Source organism: Mycobacterium sp. SVM_VP21 (assembly GCA_024758765.1).
GTDB classification, from domain to species: domain Bacteria; phylum Actinomycetota; class Actinomycetes; order Mycobacteriales; family Mycobacteriaceae; genus Mycobacterium; species Mycobacterium heraklionense_C.
This window is the reverse complement of sequence record CP101406.1, coordinates 1218925-1236842: the sequence shown is the minus strand read 5'-3', so window position 1 is coordinate 1236842 and position 17918 is coordinate 1218925. Positions and strand designations below refer to the sequence as shown.

The following is a 17918-nucleotide window of genomic DNA, read 5'->3' as shown; positions in this document are numbered from 1 at the left end:
CTGGCTGCCGTCGGCAGCGCCGCCCATGCCGCCGGTGCCGCCGTTGCCGCCGCTGGCGGCGGTGCCGGCCGACCCGCCGGCCCCGCTGGTGCCGGTTGCGGAGCTGCCGCCTTGGCCGCCGTCGCCGCCGTTGGCGCCCGATCCGCCGGCACCGCCGTGGCCGCCGCTGCCGGCCGACTGGCTGGCCGAGGCTGCGCCACCGGCACCACCCTGGCCGCCGCTGACGGCGGTGCCCGCGTTGCCGGCTGCACCGCCGGTACCGCCGTGGCCCGAACCTGCGGCGCTGCCGCCGGCACCGCCGTTGCCGCCCGTACCGGAGCCGACTCCTGACAGGTAGCCGCCGTTGCCGCCGGCGCCGCCCACTGTGCTGGCGGTGGCCGCCCCGCCGGCCCCGCCGTTGCCGTTCGTTCCGGCAGTGCCGCCGGCGCCGCCGGCGCCGCCGTTGCCGCCGTTGCCCGTGGCACCCAGCGCTTCGCCGCCGGCACCACCGTTACCACCCGGCCCGCCGCCGCTGACGAAGCCGCCCGATGCCCCGCCTGTACCGCCGACGCCGCCGGGGCCGCTGGTGCCGCCGTTTCCGCCGTTTCCGCTGGTGCCGCCGGTGGCGCCGGTGCCGCCTTGCCCGCCGCTGCCGGAAGCGGAGTTGCCGCCGGTGCCGCCGAAGCCGCCGCCGCCGCCGGAGCCGCCGGACCCGCCGGATCCGCCGCTCTGGTCGACGGCCGTGGTGGCCCCGCCGCCGCCGCCGTTGCCGGCCACCCCTGCTTGGCCGCCGTTGCCGCCGTTGCCGCCGGTGCCCGACCCGTCGGCCATGCCGCCGCTGCCGCCGTTGCCGCCGGAGCCGCCGGAGCCGCCGGTGCCGCCGTCGAGGCCGGCCCCGGTGGTGACGGTCGAGGTGGAGTTGTCCTGGCCGCTGCCGCCGTTGCCGCCGAGGCCGCCCTGGCCGCCGGCCCCGCCAGTGCCAGAGGTCAGCGCGGTGCCGCCGGTGCCGCCCTCGCCGCCGTTGCCGCCGAAGCCGCCCTTGAGGTGCGCCATGCTGCCGGTCCCGCCGTTGCCGCCGGTGCCGCCGACGCCGCCGGACCCGCCGTTGCCGCCCGTCGCGGCGCTGTTGCCGCCGTTACCGCCGCCGCCGTAGCCGCCGGCCCCGCCGAAGCCGGCGGTGGCATTGCCGCCGGCGCCACCGGCGCCGCCAGTCAGGCCGTCGTGGACCGAGGAGCCCGAGGTGTAGTAGCCAGTGGAATCACCACCGCGGCCGCCCAAGCCGCCGCCGCCGTAGTTGCCGTAGCCGATACCGCCGTCGGCGCCGGCATTGGCGCCGGTTCCGCCGGCCGCACCGCCGGAGCCGGCCGTCCCGGCGGTCCCGCCGTTGCCGCCGTTGCCGCCGTTGCCGCCTGCCCCGCCGCTGGCCGTGGTGGTGGTCGCCACACCGTAGCCGCCGTTGCCGCCGGCCCCGCCCATGCCGGGATGACCGGCGTCGCCGCCGGTGCCGCCGTCACCGGCGGTGCCGGTGGTGTTGCTGCCCGCCACGGCGCCGCCGGCGCCGCCTTGGCCGCCGGTGCCGCCTTGGCCGCCGGCCCCGCCGGTGCCGCCGGTGCCGCCGTTCGGGTCGGCGGCGGTGCCGGTTTGGCCGTAGCCGCCGGTGCCACCGACACCGCCGGTGCCGCCGTAGCCGCCGGTGCCGCCCTGACCGGCATCGCCGGACTGGGTTCCGGCTGCGCCGCCGGCACCGCCGTTGCCGCCGAGACCGCCGGTGCCACCGACACCGCCGGTGGTGCCGTTGCCGCCGCTGCCGGTCACACCGCTGATTCCGGTCAGCCCGAAGCCGCCGTGCCCGCCGTTGCCGCCGAGGCCGCCGGTGCCGGTCGTCCCGCCGGCCCCGCCGGCGCCGCCGTTGCCGCCGTTGCCGGCATTGCCGCCGTTGTTGCCGGCCACGGCGGACGCACCGGCCCCGCCGAACCCGCCCGCCCCGCCGGTGCCGCCGTTGCCGGCCGCCCCGCCGGTGCCGCCGTTGCCGCCCTGGCCGTTGTTGACCGTGATCACCCCGGTGGCGCCGACGCCGCCCTGCCCGCCGTTGCCGACGAACCGGCTGGGGGTGTAGCCGGTGTAGCCGCCCCCGCCGGGAGAAGAGCCGGTGCCGGGGGTGCCGGCTGCCCCGCCGGTCCCGAAGTTGCCGCCGGTGCCGCCGTTGCCGCCGGCGCCGAGGCTGCCGCCGGAGCCGGCGACCCCGCTCACGCCGGAGGCGCCGTTGCCGCCCAGGCCGGCGTAGCCGCCGGCCCCGCCGCTGCCCGCGGTGCCGCCGACACCCTGGTTGCCGGCGGTGCCGTTCGCGGCGCTGCCGCCGAGGCCGCCGGTGCCGCCGTTGCCGCCCTGGCCGCCGTTGCCGCCGCTGCCACCGGCTTGTCCGGCACCGTTGTTGACCCCGCTGACGCCGGTCGCACCCGTGACACCGTCGCCGCCGTTGCCGCCGTTGCCACCCTGACCGCCGAGGCCGCCGGTGCCGCCATTACCGGAGTCCGCCCCGCCGGCACCGCCGACACCGCCGTTGCCGCCGAGGCCGCCGGCCCCGCCATCGGTGCCGGAGTCACCGGGGTTGGCGCCGTTCACCCCGAACGCGCCGGCGCCGCCGTTGCCGCCGACCCCGCCGGCGCCGCCGTTGCCGTTGACCCCGCCGGCCCCACCCTGCCCGCCGTTGCCGCCGGTGCCATTGATGGCGATCGCGCTGCCGCCGGTGCCGCCGTTGCCGCCGTCGCCGGTGCCGTAACCGGTGCCGCCCTGTCCGCCGTTGCCGTTGGCGGCGTTGGCGCCGTCGGCGCCGCTGGCAGCGCCACTGCCACCGACACCGCCCGCTCCGGCCAGCCCGGCGTGGCCGCCGTTGCCGCCGTTACCGCCGTTGGAGGAGCCGTCACCGCCGTTGCCGCCGTTGCCGCCGTTGCCGCCAGCGCCGGCGTTGCCACCCTGACCGCCGGTGCCGCCGGCACCGTCGGCACCCGCTTTGGCACCGGCCGCCAGGGCCGCACCACCGAGCCCACCCTGGCCGCCGGCCCCACCCTGACCGCCGTTGCCGCCGTTGCTGCCGGTGCCGCCGGTGACACCGGGATCGGTGGCATAGGCGCCGACGACGCCGTTGCCGCCGTTGCCGCCCGCCCCGCCGGTGCCGCCCTGGCCGCCGGCGCCGCCGTTGCCGGAGCTGGTGCCGCCGGCGCCGCCGGCGCCGCCGTTGCCGCCGTAACCACCGGCGGTGCCCCAGCCGCCGGCGACACCCGCGGTGGTGGAGTCCAGGCCGTTGTAACCGACTAACCCGTTACCGCCTTGGCCGCCGTTGCCGCCGGTGCCGATGGTGCCGCCGCCCCCGCCGTTTCCGCCGTTGCCGGCGTTGGTGTAGCTGCCGGTGGCGTCGGCGCCGTTGCCGCCGTTGCCGCCGTGCACGGTGGCGCCGCCAGGCAGGGTGCCGTCGCTGCCCTTGCTGCCGGCGTTGCCGCCGCTGCCGATGGTGCCGGCCGCACCGCCGCTGCCGCCGGTGCCGGCGACGGTGCCGCCGGTGCCGGTGCCGGCGTTGCCGCCATCGCCGCCGGCGCCGTTTTGGCCACCGGAGCCGGCGTCGCCCCAGACGCCCTGGGCGCCGGCGCCGCCGTTGCCGGGTGCGCCGGCGTTGCCGCCGGCTCCGCCATCCCCGCCGCTGCCGCTTTGTCCGGTGCTGCCGTGCGCGGCGGTGCCACCGTTGCCGCCTTGGCCACCGGCGCCGCCGTTGTAGCCGTTGCCGCCGCCGGTGCCCCCGTTGCCGCCGGCGCCGTCGTTGACCCCAGCCACCCCGGCCGCACCGTCGGCCCCCACGGTCCCGGAGCTGCCGGACCCGCCGGCGCCACCGGCGCCGCCATTGCCGCCGTTGCCGGAGCTGGTGCCGCCGGTGCCGCCGCTGCCGCCTTGCCCACCGTTGCCGCCGGCAGCGTTCACCCCGGCCAGCCCCGCGCCGCCTTGGCCGCCGTTGCCGCCGGTGCCGATGGTGCCGCCGCCCCCGCCGTTTCCGCCGTTGCCGGCGTTGGTGTAGCTGCCGGTGGCGTCGGCGCCGTTGCCGCCGTTGCCGCCGTGCACGGTGGCGCCGCCAGGCAGGGTGCCGTCGCTGCCCTTGCTGCCGGCGTTGCCGCCGCTGCCGATGGTGCCGGCCGCACCGCCGCTGCCGCCGGTGCCGGCGACGGTGCCGCCGGTGCCGGTGCCGGCGTTGCCGCCATCGCCGCCGGCGCCGTTTTGGCCACCGGAGCCGGCGTAGCCCCAGACGCCCTGGGCGCCGGCGCCGCCGTTGCCGGGTGCGCCGGCGTTGCCGCCGGCTCCGCCATCCCCGCCGCTGCCGCTTTGTCCGGTGCTGCCGTGCGCGGCGGTGCCACCGTTGCCGCCTTGGCCACCGGCGCCGCCGTTGTAGCCGTTGCCGCCGCCGGTGCCCCCGTTGCCGCCGGCGCCGTCGTTGACCCCGGCCACCCCGGCCGCACCGTCGGCCCCCACGGTCCCGGAGCTGCCGGCGCCACCGGCTCCGCCGGCCCCACCGTTGCCGCCGTTGCCCGACACGGCCCCGCCGGTCCCGCCCGCGCCACCTTGGCCGCCGTTGCCGCCGGCACTGTTGGCGCCTGTCAGACCGGCTCCGCCGGCCCCGCCGCTGCCGCCGTTTCCGATCGACCCGCCGTTGCCGCCCTGGCCGCCGGCCCCGCCGTTGCCGCCGTTGGCGGCGAAGCTGGTGGGGCTGTAGCCGGCCCCGCCCTGGCCGCCACTGCCGTACACCCCCGCCGGGGTGGAGCCGTTGGTGCCTCCTACGCCGTCGGCCCCGCCGGTGCCGCCGGTGCCGGCTTTGCCGCCCAGTCCGGCGTTGCCGCCCAGTCCGGTGTTGCCGCCGTTGCCGCCGGCCCCGCCATTGGGGTCAGCGGCGGTTCCGGCCGCCCCGGCGCCGCCGTTGCCGCCGGCGCCCCCGTCTCCGCCGTTGCCACCGGCCCCGCCGTCGCCGTTGGCGCCGTTGGTGCCGCCGGCAGTCTGGGCCACGCCGCCATCACCACCGGCGCCGCCTTCACCGCCCTGTCCGCCGCCACCACCATTGGTGCCATCCCCACCGGCACCGTCGTTGGTGCCCTGTACCCCGGCCGCCCCTGCAGTCCCGACGGCGCCGACACCACCGTTGCCGCCGGTGCCGCCCTGCCCGCCGGCACCACCATTGCCGGCGTCGATACCACCTTTGCCGCCGTTGCCGCCGGCGCCGCCCGCCCCGGCGTTGGTGCCGGTGCCATCGTTGCCGGTCACGCCGGCCGCGCCGTTGCCGCCGGTCCCGCCGGCACCACCGTTGCCGATGGTGCCGCCGTTGCCGCCGTTGCCGCCGGCCCCGCCGTCGGGGTTGGCCGCGGTGGCCGCCGCGCCGTTGCCGCCGTTGCCGCCGTGGATGCTGCTGCTGGTGGGCAGGGTGCCGTTGCTGCCGGTGCTGCCCGTAGTCCCGCCGTTGCCGCCGGTGCCGTGCGCGCCGCCTTGGCCGCCGGTGCCGGCGGTGGTGCCGGGGGTGCCGGTGCCGGCGTTGCCGCCGTTGCCGCCGGCGCCGTTTTGGCCACCGGAGCCGGCGTAGCCCCAGACGCCCTGGGCGCCGGCGCCGCCGTTGCCGGGTGCGCCGGCGTTGCCACCGGCCCCGCCGTTGCCGCCGTCGCCGTTTTGTCCGGCGGTGCCGTGGGCGGCGGTGCCGGCGTTGCCGCCTTGGCCGCCGGCGCCGCCGTTGTAGCCGTTGCCGCCGCCGGCGCCCCCGTTGCCGCCGGCGCCGTCGTTGACCCCGGCCACCCCGGCCGCACCGTCGGTGCCCTGGGCGCCCGAGCCGCCGGCCCCACCGTTACCGCCTTTGCCACCGTCACCACCGTTGCCGGCGGTGGTGCCGCCGGCACCGCCGTTACCACCGGCGCCACCCTTGCCGCCGACACCGGTGGCTGAGGCCACCCCATTGCCGCCGGCCCCGCCGTTGCCGCCGTTACCCAGTGCGCCGCCGGCCCCGCCGTTGCCGCCGGCGCCCCCGGTGGTTCCGGCGGTGGTGGGGCTAAACCCGGCGCCGCCGTTGCCGCCGTCGCCGACGATGCCGCTTACCCCGGTTCCAGCCGCGCCGTTGGTGCCGGCTTGGCCACCCGTGCCGGAGCCGGCCGCTCCACCATTGCCGCCGGCACCAGCGGTGCCCGGATCCCCGCCGGTGCCACCATCACCGCCGTTGAGGCTGGTGGCGTCGCCATCCCCGCCGGTACCGCCATCACCGGGAGTGCCGGCATTACCGCCCAGGCCACCAGCCCCGCCGCTGCCGGCGGTGCCGGCGTGGCCGAACCAACCAGCCGCCCCGGCGTTGCCACCGACCCCGCCGGTCCCACCCGCTCCGGCGTCGCCGCCGTTGCCGCCGTTGCCGCCGGCGCTGCCCGCTGTGGTGGCATTGAGCCCGGTGCCGCCGTTGCCGCCGTTGCCGCCGGCCCCACCGATACCACCGAGCCCACCGTCGCCTCCGCTGGCAAACAACCCACCGACCCCGCCGTTGCCGCCGGCCCCACCGATACCACCAGCACCGCCGGCGACACCGTCTTGACCAGCGGCACCGGTCGCACTGCCAACGTAGCCGGCCCCGCCCTGACCACCTTGGCCGCCGGCCCCGCCGGCACTGAACAACCCGCCGTTGCCGCCGGCCCCGCCGGCCCCGCCGGCCCCACCATCGAGATGGCTGGCGGTGCCGGCCCCGCCGGCCCCGCCGGCCCCACCATCGAGATGGCTGGCGGTGCCGGCCCCGCCGTTGCCGCCATCACCACCGGCGCCGCCGGCGCCGAACAAGAACCCACCGTTGCCGCCGGCCCCGCCGGCCCCGCCGTCGCCGCCGAACTGGCCATCCCCGCCGGCGGTGCCCGCCCCGCCGTCGCCGAACAGGAACGCCGAATTGCCGCCGGTGCCCGCGGCGCCGTCGATCGGGGCACCCGATCCGCCGGTTTCGGCCGCGGTGCCGGCGTTGCCGCCGTTGCCGAACAACAATCCGGCGTCCCCACCGTCACCGGAGGAGCCATACCCTGAGCCGCCATCACCGAACAACAACCCGGCACTACCGCCATCAACATTGGCCGCCGAGCCGGCCACACCGTTGCCGATCAGATACTGACCGGCCAGGGTGTTGATCGTGCCGTCCACCAGCTGGCCCAGGGAGCTGCCGATCCAGGCTTCGATATCGGCGTGCAGCGGCAAGTAGATCGACTGGTCGAACCAGGTCTCCAGCGGCGCCAGGCCGGGCAGCGCGTCGGCGGGTGTGGTGCTCGATGCGGCGCCTAGGTCCGAATCGAACAGATCAACCAGCCAGCCCAACTCATCGGCGCGGGCCGGGGCAGCGGTGGTCAGCGGCATCAGGTCGAACGCCAAAAACGCCCCCACCGCCGAGGCCGCACCGACCACCCGCCGGCGACGAGCCTTCCCACCCGATGCAATGTTGCCTGAAATTCCGCGCTGACGAGCCATTTTGCCCTCTCAAGCGATAAACCCGAGGGTGAACCCGTGACCCCGAACTCAACGACCCAACTCGAACGTGAAAGATGCGACCCAAAATTTAAGTGACAACCTCGGTTGATATGTGAAGCTACTCCTTACATAACCAGCAGGCAATCAAAATAAAAAACTTCCTGTTGTGGCATCCGCCAAGCATGTAGATGCCCGCGCCCTACCTGGAAAATGTGATCATCACAGCTGCTCAGAGTGCTTTAGCGAAGTATTTTGGGTTAACCGACGACGAATATCGGGCATTAAGCTAGCGAGATTATTTCGTTTTGAAGAAAGAATTGACATTCAGGAAAACCCCAGCGGGCATCCAGTTTCCCGGTTAGCCGGTGAGATTAAGCCTCGATCCACCGATGAGCCGGCGGTGAGTAGATATTGTCCGGCCTGCATCTTGATTTCGGCGTGTAGCGCACTACCTGTCTTCGGACCCACCCCGGCACCCACTACTCACACCGGCACAACCACCGCCCACGATGCGGACGGTCTGCGTAGTCCGGGCCGGATGGCGGGTAGTCGGCGGTGGTCAGCAGTCCGGAATCAGGTAGTCGACCCCCACACCGCGCCTCGCGGGAAAGCGCAGAGTGGGTGTCGACCGAATCGGGGGACCAGGCGAAGCGAGGGCAGGCGTGACCGCTTTCCATGATGTGGGGAACACCGGGCACCGATACGAGGCCGCTCTACGGCAGCTGCCCGACGCGCACTCCCTGGCGCTGCGGCTGCGTGACGCCGGTGTGGCCGACGAGGTGATCTGCCAGTACCTGCAGATCGAGCCGGAAGGACTGGACAGCGTGTTGGAGATTGCGCACCGCAAACTGGACGCTGAGCTGCACAAAATTCCCGAGCAGTGACCGCCGGTCTGACCGGGTGTCTACGATCAACGGATGGGTGCCCGGTGGCCCCTAACGGGCCGGGGCGAAGAGCTCGGGCTGATCGGAGACGCACTCGCCGACGGTGAGCTGAGCGGGGTGCTCATCGCGGGTCGCCCCGGTGTTGGCAAGACCCGGCTGGCCGCTGAGGCCGCGCAGGCCATGGCCGCGTCGGGTTGGGGGGTCAGCCGATTGGCTGGGACGGCGAGCGGCCGGTCCGTGCCGCTGGGCTCGTTGGCCGCGTGGGTCGACGATTTCGATGCCAACCCGCTGACCGTCACCCGCCAGATCCTTGCCGCGTTGCGTGCCGGTGCCGGCGACGCCCCGTTGTTGGTGGCGGTCGACGACGCCCACCTGCTCGATGACATGTCGGCGCTGGTGGTGCATCAACTGGTGATGCAAAACGTCGCCAAGGTCATCGCCACCGTCCGCACCGGTCCGACCGTGCCCGACGTGGTGTCCAGGCTGTGGAAGGACGTTGTGCTGCGGCGCCTGGAGTTGCAGCCGCTGTCTCGGCCCGAGACCGAAGAACTGCTGGGGTTGGCGTTGGGCGCGTTGACGCCTGAGTGCGCCGAGCGGATGTGGCGGCTGACTCGCGGGAACGCGCTGTATCTTCGTCATCTCGTCGAGCAGGAACGCGAGGCGGGTCGGCTGGTGTGCGAGGCCGGACGATGGTCCTGGGAGGCCGGGTTGTCGGTGACGCCGACACTGGTCGAGTTGGTCGACCTGCATATCGGCACGGTCTCCGACGACGTGCGCGACGTGGTCGACTTGGTGGCGATCGCCGAACCCGTCGACCGGTCCTGCCTGGCGTCGCTGGTAGACCCGCGGGCGATCGAGGCCGCCGAGGAGCGCGGCTTGATCAGGGTGTCGCCCAACGCTGACATGGTTTATGTGGGCCATCCCCTATACGGAGAGGTCCGGGTGGGCCAATGTGGACCGCTGCGGCTGCGCCGACTACGCGGTGAGATCGCCACCGCTATGGCGCGGGAACCGGCCCGGGCCGATCCACTTCGGCTGGGGCTGCTGTGGCTGGAATCCGACCTGCCGGGCGATCCCGGGGTGCTGGCCCGGGCCGCCAACATCGCCCGCTCGCGCCTCGATCTCGCACTGGCCGAGCAATTCGCGCGTGCGGCCGTCGACGCCGGCGGCGGCCCGGCGGCCAAACTGCTGCTCGCCTACGTGCTGTTCATGCGCGAGCAGGGCGCGGAAACCGAGCAGATACTGAGCACCGTCGAAGCACCGGCGTTGCCGGCGACGGGATTCGTGACTCCGGTGATCCTGCGTTCGGCCAACCTGCTGTGGCTGCTGCGGCGGCCCGACCAGGCCCGGGAAGTGCTGGACCACGCGCTGCGCGCCAGCGACCCCGATCGCAACGCCGCGCTGCGCATCTTCGGTGCGGTGCTGCTGGTCCTGGCCGGCAAGCCCGCCGAAGCCCTGGAAGCGATGTCCGACGTCGACATCGAGCAGCTCGATCATTTCGGCAAGACGCTGGGACTGTGCGCCCAGATCATTGCCCTGGGTGATGTGGGGCGGGCGAAACATGCTGCGGACAAAGCCCAGATCGGATACCGGGTGATCGCTGAGTCGCCCCAGGAGAGCTACAACGGCACTGCGTTGGCCGAATTCCACGCCTACGCGCTGATCGCCGCCGGATACATCCAGGACGCGGCAGTCGTCGCCGCGGCGCGTCAGCAGATCTGCGCCGAGCTGCCCGGGATGGCCAGCGCGATAGCAACTGCGACGGTGGGAATGACCGCACTTCACAAAGGCGACCTGCCCGCCGCGTTGCGTCACCTCGGCTCGGCCGCCGCCGGGATGGGCGGCTACGGGGAGGTCAGCGGTATTTTCTACCGATTCAAGATTCTGCACACTGAGGTGTTGGCCCGCGCCGGGCAGATCGACGCCGCCGTCGCGGCGTTGCAGGCCACCCGCGAGCACCGTCATCCCGCCTACGGCTACGTGGAGTCGGGCTATCTGCTCGCCGGTGCGTGGGTGGCGGCGGTACGCGGCCGTGCCGGCGAGGCGCGTCGAATCGCTTCCAGCGCAGCAGAGTTCGCTCGCGATCACGGCCAGTTCACCCGTGAAGTCGTGGCGTTGCAGACCGCGGCGCAGTTCGGTGAGACCGATGTCGCGGACAGGTTGGATGAATTGGCGACCCGTGTCGAGGGTCCCCGGGCGCCGGTCGCGGCCCGATATGCGCGCGCGGTGGCCGACGGCGACAGCGCCGGCCTGGAAGCTGCCTCGCGAGAGTTCGAAATCATGGGCGATGTGCTAGCCGCGGCCGACGCCGCCGCGCAGGCCGCCGCGGGATATCGGCTGGCCGGTCGGCGAGGCAGTGCGCTATCGGCGAGTGCGCGCGCCGGTCAGCTCGCCGAGCGGTGCGGCGGGGCCACCAGCCCGGCGCTGGCCGCAGCCAAGGTCAGGCATCCGCTCACCGAGCGGGAGCGGGAGATCGCCCTGCTGGTGTCTCGGGGCCTGTCCAACCGGGACATCGCCGAGGCCATGTCGCTGTCGGTGCGCAGCGTCGAGGGGCGCATCTATCGTGCGACGGTCAAGGCCGGAGTCGCCACGAGAGCCGAATTGTCCTCGATGTTCCAGCAATTCGATCAGGCGCCGGGGTCATCCGGCTGAGGGGGTCGGCGCATGCCAGTGCCGTCACCGTCGGCCTTGAAGGACTCGACAGCATCCTCGAGCTGGCACACCAAAAACTCGACGCTGAACTACACAAGATTCCCAAGTCGTAACCGGAACATTCCCGCAGTGGGCAGGCCGGTGACCGGCTTCGCGGCGGGGAACGCAGCCCGGACGCGATTCGAGCGCCCGACCCTATCCGGGTTGACCGGCGCCGCCGTCGTTACCTTTGGCGCCTTGTTGCCCCTTCGCGCCGTCGTTGCCGTCACTGCCAGCGTGACCGGTCGGGTTATTGGCGGTACCAGCGGTGCCACCGGTGCCGGGGGCGCCACCGTCCCCGCCGGCACCACCGGCGCCGCCTTGGCCTGCGTCGCCACCGCTGCCGGTGGTCGCGCCGGCTCCGCCGGCCCCGCCGTTGCCGCCCTGTCCGCCGACATCGCCGGTGCCGCCGGTGCCGCCGTCGCCGCCGTTGCCGCCGTTGCCGCCGTCACCGGATTGCGACCCGCCGTGGCCGCCGGCACCGCCGGCACCGCCCTGGATTCCGGCGCCTCCCGGCATGCCGGCCCCGCCGTGGCCGCCGGCTCCGCCTGCCCCGCCTGCGACGGCGCCGTTGCCGCCTGCCCCGCCGTTGCCGCCGGCCGCGCCGAAACCGGTGCCGTTACCGCCCGCCCCGCCGGCGCCGCCCGTTCCGCTGTCGCTGTAGCCGCCCATGCCGCCGGCACCGCCACCGCGGTAGCCGTTGCCACCGGTGCCGCCGTTCCCGCCCGTGCCGGCGGCGCCGTAGCCGGTTTTGCCCGCGCCGTTGCCGTAGCTGGGGCCGCCGGCACCGCCGTTGCCGCCCACCCCGCCGTCGCTACTGCCGCCGTTGCCGCCGCCGCCGGCGTAGCCGTTGTTGTTGGCGCCGGCGTAGCCGCCGTCGCCGCCGTTGCCGCCGCCGCCGAAGCCGTTGCCGCCGTTGCCGCCGATCCCGCCGATGCTGTTACCGCCCGGTTGGATATTGCGGCCGGCGCCGCCCTGGCCGCCGTCGCCGCCGTAGCCGGTGCCGCCGCCGTCACCGCCGGCCCCGCCCGCCCCGGCGTTGCCGCCACCGCCGTTGCCGCCGCCGCCACCCCCGCCGCCGCCACCACCACCGGTGGCGCTACCGACGCCGCCGTCGCCCCCGTATCCGCCACCACGGTAACCACCGCGGCGGCCGTCATTGCCGTTACTGGTGGTGCCGCCAGCACCGCCGGCACCGCCAGCGGCGCCGGTGCCGGTGCCGCCGGCACCACCGGGGCCCGGTGGCGGCGGTGCCGGCGGGTTCGATCCGTTGACGCCGTTGACACCGGTCCCACCGGTGCCGCCCTTGCCGCCGTTGCCGCCGTTGCCGTTGAGGTCGGCGTTACCGCCGTCGCCGCCCTGCCCGGGGATTCCGTGGTCGACGGCGTTGCCGCCGTTGCCGCCGGCCCCGCCGTTACCGTTGGTGCCGGCATCGCCACCAGCGCCGCCGGCCCCGCCGTTGCCGTTGTCGACACCGGTGCTGCCGTCGCCGCCGTTACCGCCGTTGCCGCCGTCACCGTTGGCAACACCGTTGCCGCCGTGGCCGCCGTCACCACCGTTCCCGCCGGCTCCGCCCTCTCCGCCGTTGCCGCCTTTACCGCCGTTGCCATCGGTGCCGCCGTCGCCGCCGGCGCCACCCGCTCCGCCGCCCGTCCCCGCAGTGGTGGCGCTGTAGCCGTTGCCGCCGTTGCCGCCGTTGCCGACCGGGTCGGTGAAGACGTTGGTGCCGGTGTTGCCGGCGGCGCCGGCGTTTCCTCCGGTGCCCGAGGTGCCGGCTGCCCCGCCGTCTCCGCCCGCGCCGACGTGTCCGGGGTCACCACCCTTGCCGCCGTTGCCGCCCTCGATGTGGGTGGCGTCGCCGTTGGCGCCGTTGCCGCCGTTGCCGGGTGTGCCGCCCGCACCGCCGTTCCCGCCGGCCCCGCCGTCGCCCTTGGCGCCGACGACGCCCGCAACGGCACTGCCGCCATTGCCGCCGTTGCCTCCCGTACCGCCGGCCCCGCCATTACCGCCGTCCTGGCCGTCGCCGCCGTTGGCGCCTGCGACGTAGGGGATGGCGGTGGCGGCGTCGAAGCCGTTGTTTCCGGCCGCACCGTTGCCGCCGTCGCCGCCGTGCCCGCCGGTACCGCCGTTGCCGCCGTTGCCCGATATCGAGCCGCCGGTACCGCCGTTGCCGCCTTCGCCACCGGAGCCACCCCGCAAACCGTTGCCGGTGCCATCGACACCGCTGATGTCACCGGTACCGCCGTTGCCCCCGTCGCCGCCGTTGCCGTGGTCGCCGCCGGCGCCGCCTGCGCCGCCTGCGCCGCCGTTGCCGCCTGCTGCGCCGATGGCGTTGGCGCCGGTTCCGCCGTTGCCGCCGTTGCCGGAGGGGAAGGCTGGCTGGATTCCGTTCGTGCCGGCTGTACCGGTGTTGCCGTTGTTGCCGGGGAAGATGCCCGTCGATGCCCCGCCCGTGCCGCCAACGCCGCCGGCGCCGGCGGTGCCGAGATCGCCGCCGGTTCCGCCGTTGCCGCCAGCGCCGCCGCCGGTGATTCCGGCGCCGCCGCTGCCGCCGTCACCTCCGTTGCCGGCTAGACCGGCGTCGCCGCCGGCCCCGCCATTGCCGCCGTCGCCGGCGGCGCCGGCGGTGTGCACCCCGAAGAAGCCACCCCGACCGCCAGCACCGCCGGCCCCGCCGGTGCCGCCGATACCGCCGGCGGCGCCGCTGCCGGCATCGCCACCGGCGCCACCGCTGCCGCCGAGGCCTTCGGTGTTGGTGTTCCCGTTGCCGCCGATGCCTCCGTTGCCTCCGTTGCCGCCGGCACCGGCCACACCACCGTCACCACCGTCACCGCCGGTGCCGGAGTTGCCGAAGAGTCCAGCTTGGCCCCCCGCGCCGCCGTTGCCGCCGGCGCCGCCGTTGAACCCGGTCTGACCGTTACCACCGTGACCGCCGGCGATCCCCGCAGCGCCGTCGGTGGCTACCGGGTCTGACAGGGCCGACCACCCGAGACTGCCGTCGGCGCCGTCGGCGCCGAGACCGCCACCGCCACCGTCACCGCCGGCACCGGCGTTGCCGAATAAGAACCCGCCGTTACCGCCGGCACCGCCGTTGCCACCGTCACTGCCGGCAGTGTCGTCTCCTGCGGTGCCGGCACCGCCGTCGCCGCCGTCGCCGCCGTTGCCCAGTAGCCAGCCGCCGGCCCCGCCGGCACCCCCATCCAGGCTGGTGCCGTCAACGGTGCTCATGACGCCGTCGCCACCGGTGCCGCCGTTGCCGATCATCCCGGCCGCGCCGGCGGCTGAGCCGTCGATACCGTTGCCGCCATCTCCGAACAGCCAGCCGCCGGCGGTGGCGGCTACTAGGTCACCGGTGTCGGTGTCGATGTGGGCGTCGAGGCCGTTGCAGAGGATTCCGCAACTGTCGGCGGTGGCCAGCAGTTGGTTGAGGGAGTCCAGGACCCCGGAACTGATCAGGCTTTGACCGAGGTCATAGATCGGGGTGTAGATCCAGTCGTTGATCGTGGTCGCGACCAGAGCGTCCAACGCCGCCAGCGGGTCCGCCCCGCCGGCGGCCGCGCCCGCCAGTGCGGATGGCTCAAACCAGGCCATCGCCGAAGTCAACAGGTCATCGAGAAGGGCGTCGAGCGCATCGGCGTGCGCCGGCGGCGCCGCCAGGGGCGGCGTCCCCAGCGCCAAAAACGCCCCCACCGCGCTGGATGCGCCCACCACCCGACTGAACCGTTGTCGATGACCTGACATGCCCACCTCCCGCTGAACCCGAAACGGCACCAAGCTGCTGCTCAGCCTGCGCTCAGCAGGCCGCGTCGAGCCGCGTAGCGCACTACCTGTCTTCGCATCTGGCGCAGCGTCGACTACTCAGATCGGGACCTGCGTAGTCGGGCGCGGCATCGCCGGGAATCGGGTAGTCGACTACGGATACCGGGCGTCGATGGGCCGGGCAGGGTTGCGGTGTCGACCGAATCGAGGGCAGATGTGACCGCTTTTCACGAGACCGGGCACCGGTATGAGGCCGCGCTGCGGCGCCTTCCCGACGCACATTCCCTGGCCCTGCGCTTGCGCGCTGCCGGTGTCGCCGACGAGGTGATCTGCCAGTACCTGCAGATCGAGCCCGAAGGACTGGACAGCGTCATCAAGCTGGCGCACCAGAAGCTAGACGCTGAACTACACAAGATTCCTGAGTAGTAAGCGTTGGTGTCCCAGGGGTGTTTACGATCGACGAATGAGTGACCGCTGGCCATTGACGGGCCGGGGGGAAGAACTTCAGCTCGTCGCCGATGCGCTCGCCGACGCAGAGCGGCGAGGTGTTCTGATCGCCGGCCGAGCCGGTGTGGGCAAAACCAGGCTGGCCCGCGAGGCTGCGGAAGCTATGGCCGCTGCGGGCTGGGCGGTCAGTCGGCTGGCCGGGACAGCGACCGGGCGCTCGGTACCGCTGGGTGCCTTCGCCCACTGGGTCGAGGACTTCGACGCGAACCCGATGGCGATGGCGCGCCAAGTCATCACCGAGCTGCGGGCCGGTGCCGCCGGTGCACCACTGCTCGTGGTCGTCGACGACGCACACCTACTGGACGATCTGTCGGCGCTGACTGTGCATCAACTGGTGGTGAACGGTGCGGCGGGTCCCGGCCGAGTGATCGCCACCGTTCGCAACGGCGAACACGCACCCGATGCGGTGTCGACGTTGTGGAAGGACGGCTTGCTGCAGCGCCTCGAACTGCAACCGCTGTCGCGCTTGGAATCCGAGGAGTTACTGGCCGCGGTGCTGGGTGCGGTGAACCCCCAATGTCTGGCGCGGATGTGGAAACTGACCCGGGGAAACGTGCTGTACCTGCGCCATCTTGTCGAGCAGGAACGTGCGGCGGGCAGGCTGGTGTGCGAGGCCGGGCAATGGTGCTGGACGGCCGGATTGTCGGTGTCGCCAACATTGGTCGAACTGGTCGAGTCCCAGATCGGCGCGGTGCCCGACGAAGTGCGCGAGGTCGTCGACTTGGTGGCGGTCGCCGAACCCATCGACCGGTCGTGCCTGATGGCGCTGGCCAGCCCGGAGGCCGTCGAGGTAGCCGAGGGACGCGGACTGATCCGGGTACCGCCGAGCGCTGATGTGGTGTATGTGGGACACCCGCTGTACGGGGAGATCCGGCTGCAGCAGTGCGGCCCGCTGCGGCTGCGCCGCCTGCGCGGTGATGTGGCGACTGCTATGACGCGCGAGCCTGCTCGGGTGGATCCGCTTCGCCTCGGTCTGCTGTGGCTGGAATCGGATCTGTCGCCCGACGTGGGGGTGCTGTCTAGGGCTGCGAACATCGCGCGTTCCCGCCTCGATCTCGCGCTGGCCGAGCGGTTCGCCCGCGCCGCCGTCGACGCCAGCGACAGTCCGGCAGTCAAACTGCTGCTCGCCTACGTGTTGTTCATGCGCGAGCAGGGCGCGGAAACCGAGGAGATACTCAGCACCGTCGACACACCTGTGCTGCCCGCGACTGGATTCGTCACCCCGGTGATCCTGCGCTCGGCGAACCTGCTGTGGGTACTGAGGCGTCCCGAGCAGGCCTGGGAGGTGACTGAGCAGGCGCTGCGGGGTGGCGATACCGCCGAAAACGACGCGCTGCAGACATTCCGTGCCGTCCAACTGGTGTTGGGCGGCAGGCCGGCCGAAGCCGTTGACGTGCTGGCCGGGGTCGACCTTAGCCGGCTCGACCCCTTCGGTCAGACCCTGGGCCGCTGCGCCGACGTCATTGGGCTGGGCGATCTGGGACGGACGAGTCAGGCTGCCGGGCGAGCCGAGGATGGGTACGCGGTGATCGCCCAATCGCCCCAGGACAGTTTCCAGGGCAGCGGGCTGGCCGAATTTCACGCCTATGCGCTGCTGGCCGCCGGCTACATCAAGGATGCGACGGTGGTCGCCGAGGCTCGCCATCGCCTGTGTGCGGAGCTACCCGGGCTGGTCGCCGCGATGGCGACCGCGGTGCTGGGCATGACCGCACTCGGCAGGGGCGATCTGGCCACCGCGCTGCGTTGCCTCGGCGCGGCCGGCGCTGGCATCGGCAGCTACGGCGAGATCAGCGGCATCTTCTACCGGTTCAAGATCCTCTACACCGAAGCGCTGGCGCGCAGCGGGCAGGTCGACGCCGCCGTCGCGGCATTACAGGCCACCCACGCCAGCCGGCACCCGGCTTACACCTATGTCGAGTCGAGTTACCTGCTGGCGGCTGCGTGGGTGGCGGCGGCGCGCGGAAGAGCCGGCGAGGCGCGTCAGAGTGCTTCTGATGCAGCAGAATTCGCCCGAAGTCATGGTCAGCTCGCGCGCGAAGTGGTGTGCCTGCAGACCGCCACGCAGTTGGGTGACGGAGGGGGCGCCGACCGGCTGGGTGAATTGGCGGACATCGTCGAAGGGCCGCGGGCGGCGGTGGCGGCCCGTTACGCACGCGCGCTGGTCAACGGTGACAGCGCCGGCCTGGAAGCGGCCTCGCTGGAGTTCGAAGCCATGGGTGATGTGCTGGCCGCAGCTGACGCCACCGCGCAGGCCGCGGCGAGTTATCGGCAGGCCGGTCTGCGTGGCAGCGCGCTGTCGGCCAGCGCGCGCGCCCGCCAACTCGCCCGGCGTTGTGGCGATGCCACCAGCCCGGCGTTGGTCGCGGCCAGGGTGACACTGCCGCTCACCGAACGCGAACGTGAGATCGCATTACTGGTGGCCCAAGACCTGTCCAACCGCGAGATCGCCGAGGTGATGTCCTTGTCGGTGCGCACCGTCGAAGGCCATGTCTACCGGGCGACGGTCAAGGCCGGTGTCGCCACTAGGGCCGAATTATCTTCGATGGTCAAGCAATTCGATCAACTGTCGACGCCATCTGACTGATTCGATCGCTGCGG

Annotated in this window: 4 protein-coding genes and 2 pseudogenes; 4 read left to right on the top strand and 2 right to left on the bottom strand. The window is 73.9% G+C overall.

The window, feature by feature from the left end:
• Nucleotides 1-1320: 1320 nt before the first annotated feature.
• Nucleotides 1321-7479: pseudogene (locus NM962_06005) on the bottom strand (PE family protein).
• Between the two features lie 662 nt (nt 7480-8141).
• Between NM962_06005 and NM962_06000 the strand changes: the two are divergent.
• Nucleotides 8142-8363, top strand: a complete 222-nt coding sequence (locus tag NM962_06000; protein UVO13654.1) for a hypothetical protein — start codon at nt 8142-8144, stop codon at nt 8361-8363.
• A 2451-nt stretch (nt 8364-10814) separates the two neighbouring features.
• Nucleotides 10815-11015, top strand: a pseudogene (locus NM962_05995) (helix-turn-helix transcriptional regulator).
• A 195-nt stretch (nt 11016-11210) separates the two neighbouring features.
• On the opposite strand, the gene NM962_05990 reads toward NM962_05995, so the two are convergent.
• Nucleotides 11211-14795, bottom strand: a complete 3585-nt coding sequence (locus NM962_05990) for a PE family protein (protein UVO13653.1) — start codon at nt 14793-14795, stop codon at nt 11211-11213.
• Between the two features lie 234 nt (nt 14796-15029).
• Between NM962_05990 and NM962_05985 the strand changes: the two genes are divergently transcribed.
• Together NM962_05985 and NM962_05980 are read left to right on the top strand one after the other, a co-directional pair.
• On the top strand, nt 15030-15239 hold the full coding sequence (locus NM962_05985) for a hypothetical protein (protein UVO13652.1): 210 nt from the start codon (nt 15030-15032) through the stop codon (nt 15237-15239).
• Between the two features lie 37 nt (nt 15240-15276).
• Nucleotides 15277-17904, top strand: coding sequence for a LuxR C-terminal-related transcriptional regulator (locus NM962_05980; GenBank protein UVO13651.1), 2628 nt, complete (start codon nt 15277-15279; stop codon nt 17902-17904).
• The last annotated feature ends 14 nt before the right edge of the window (nt 17905-17918 follow it).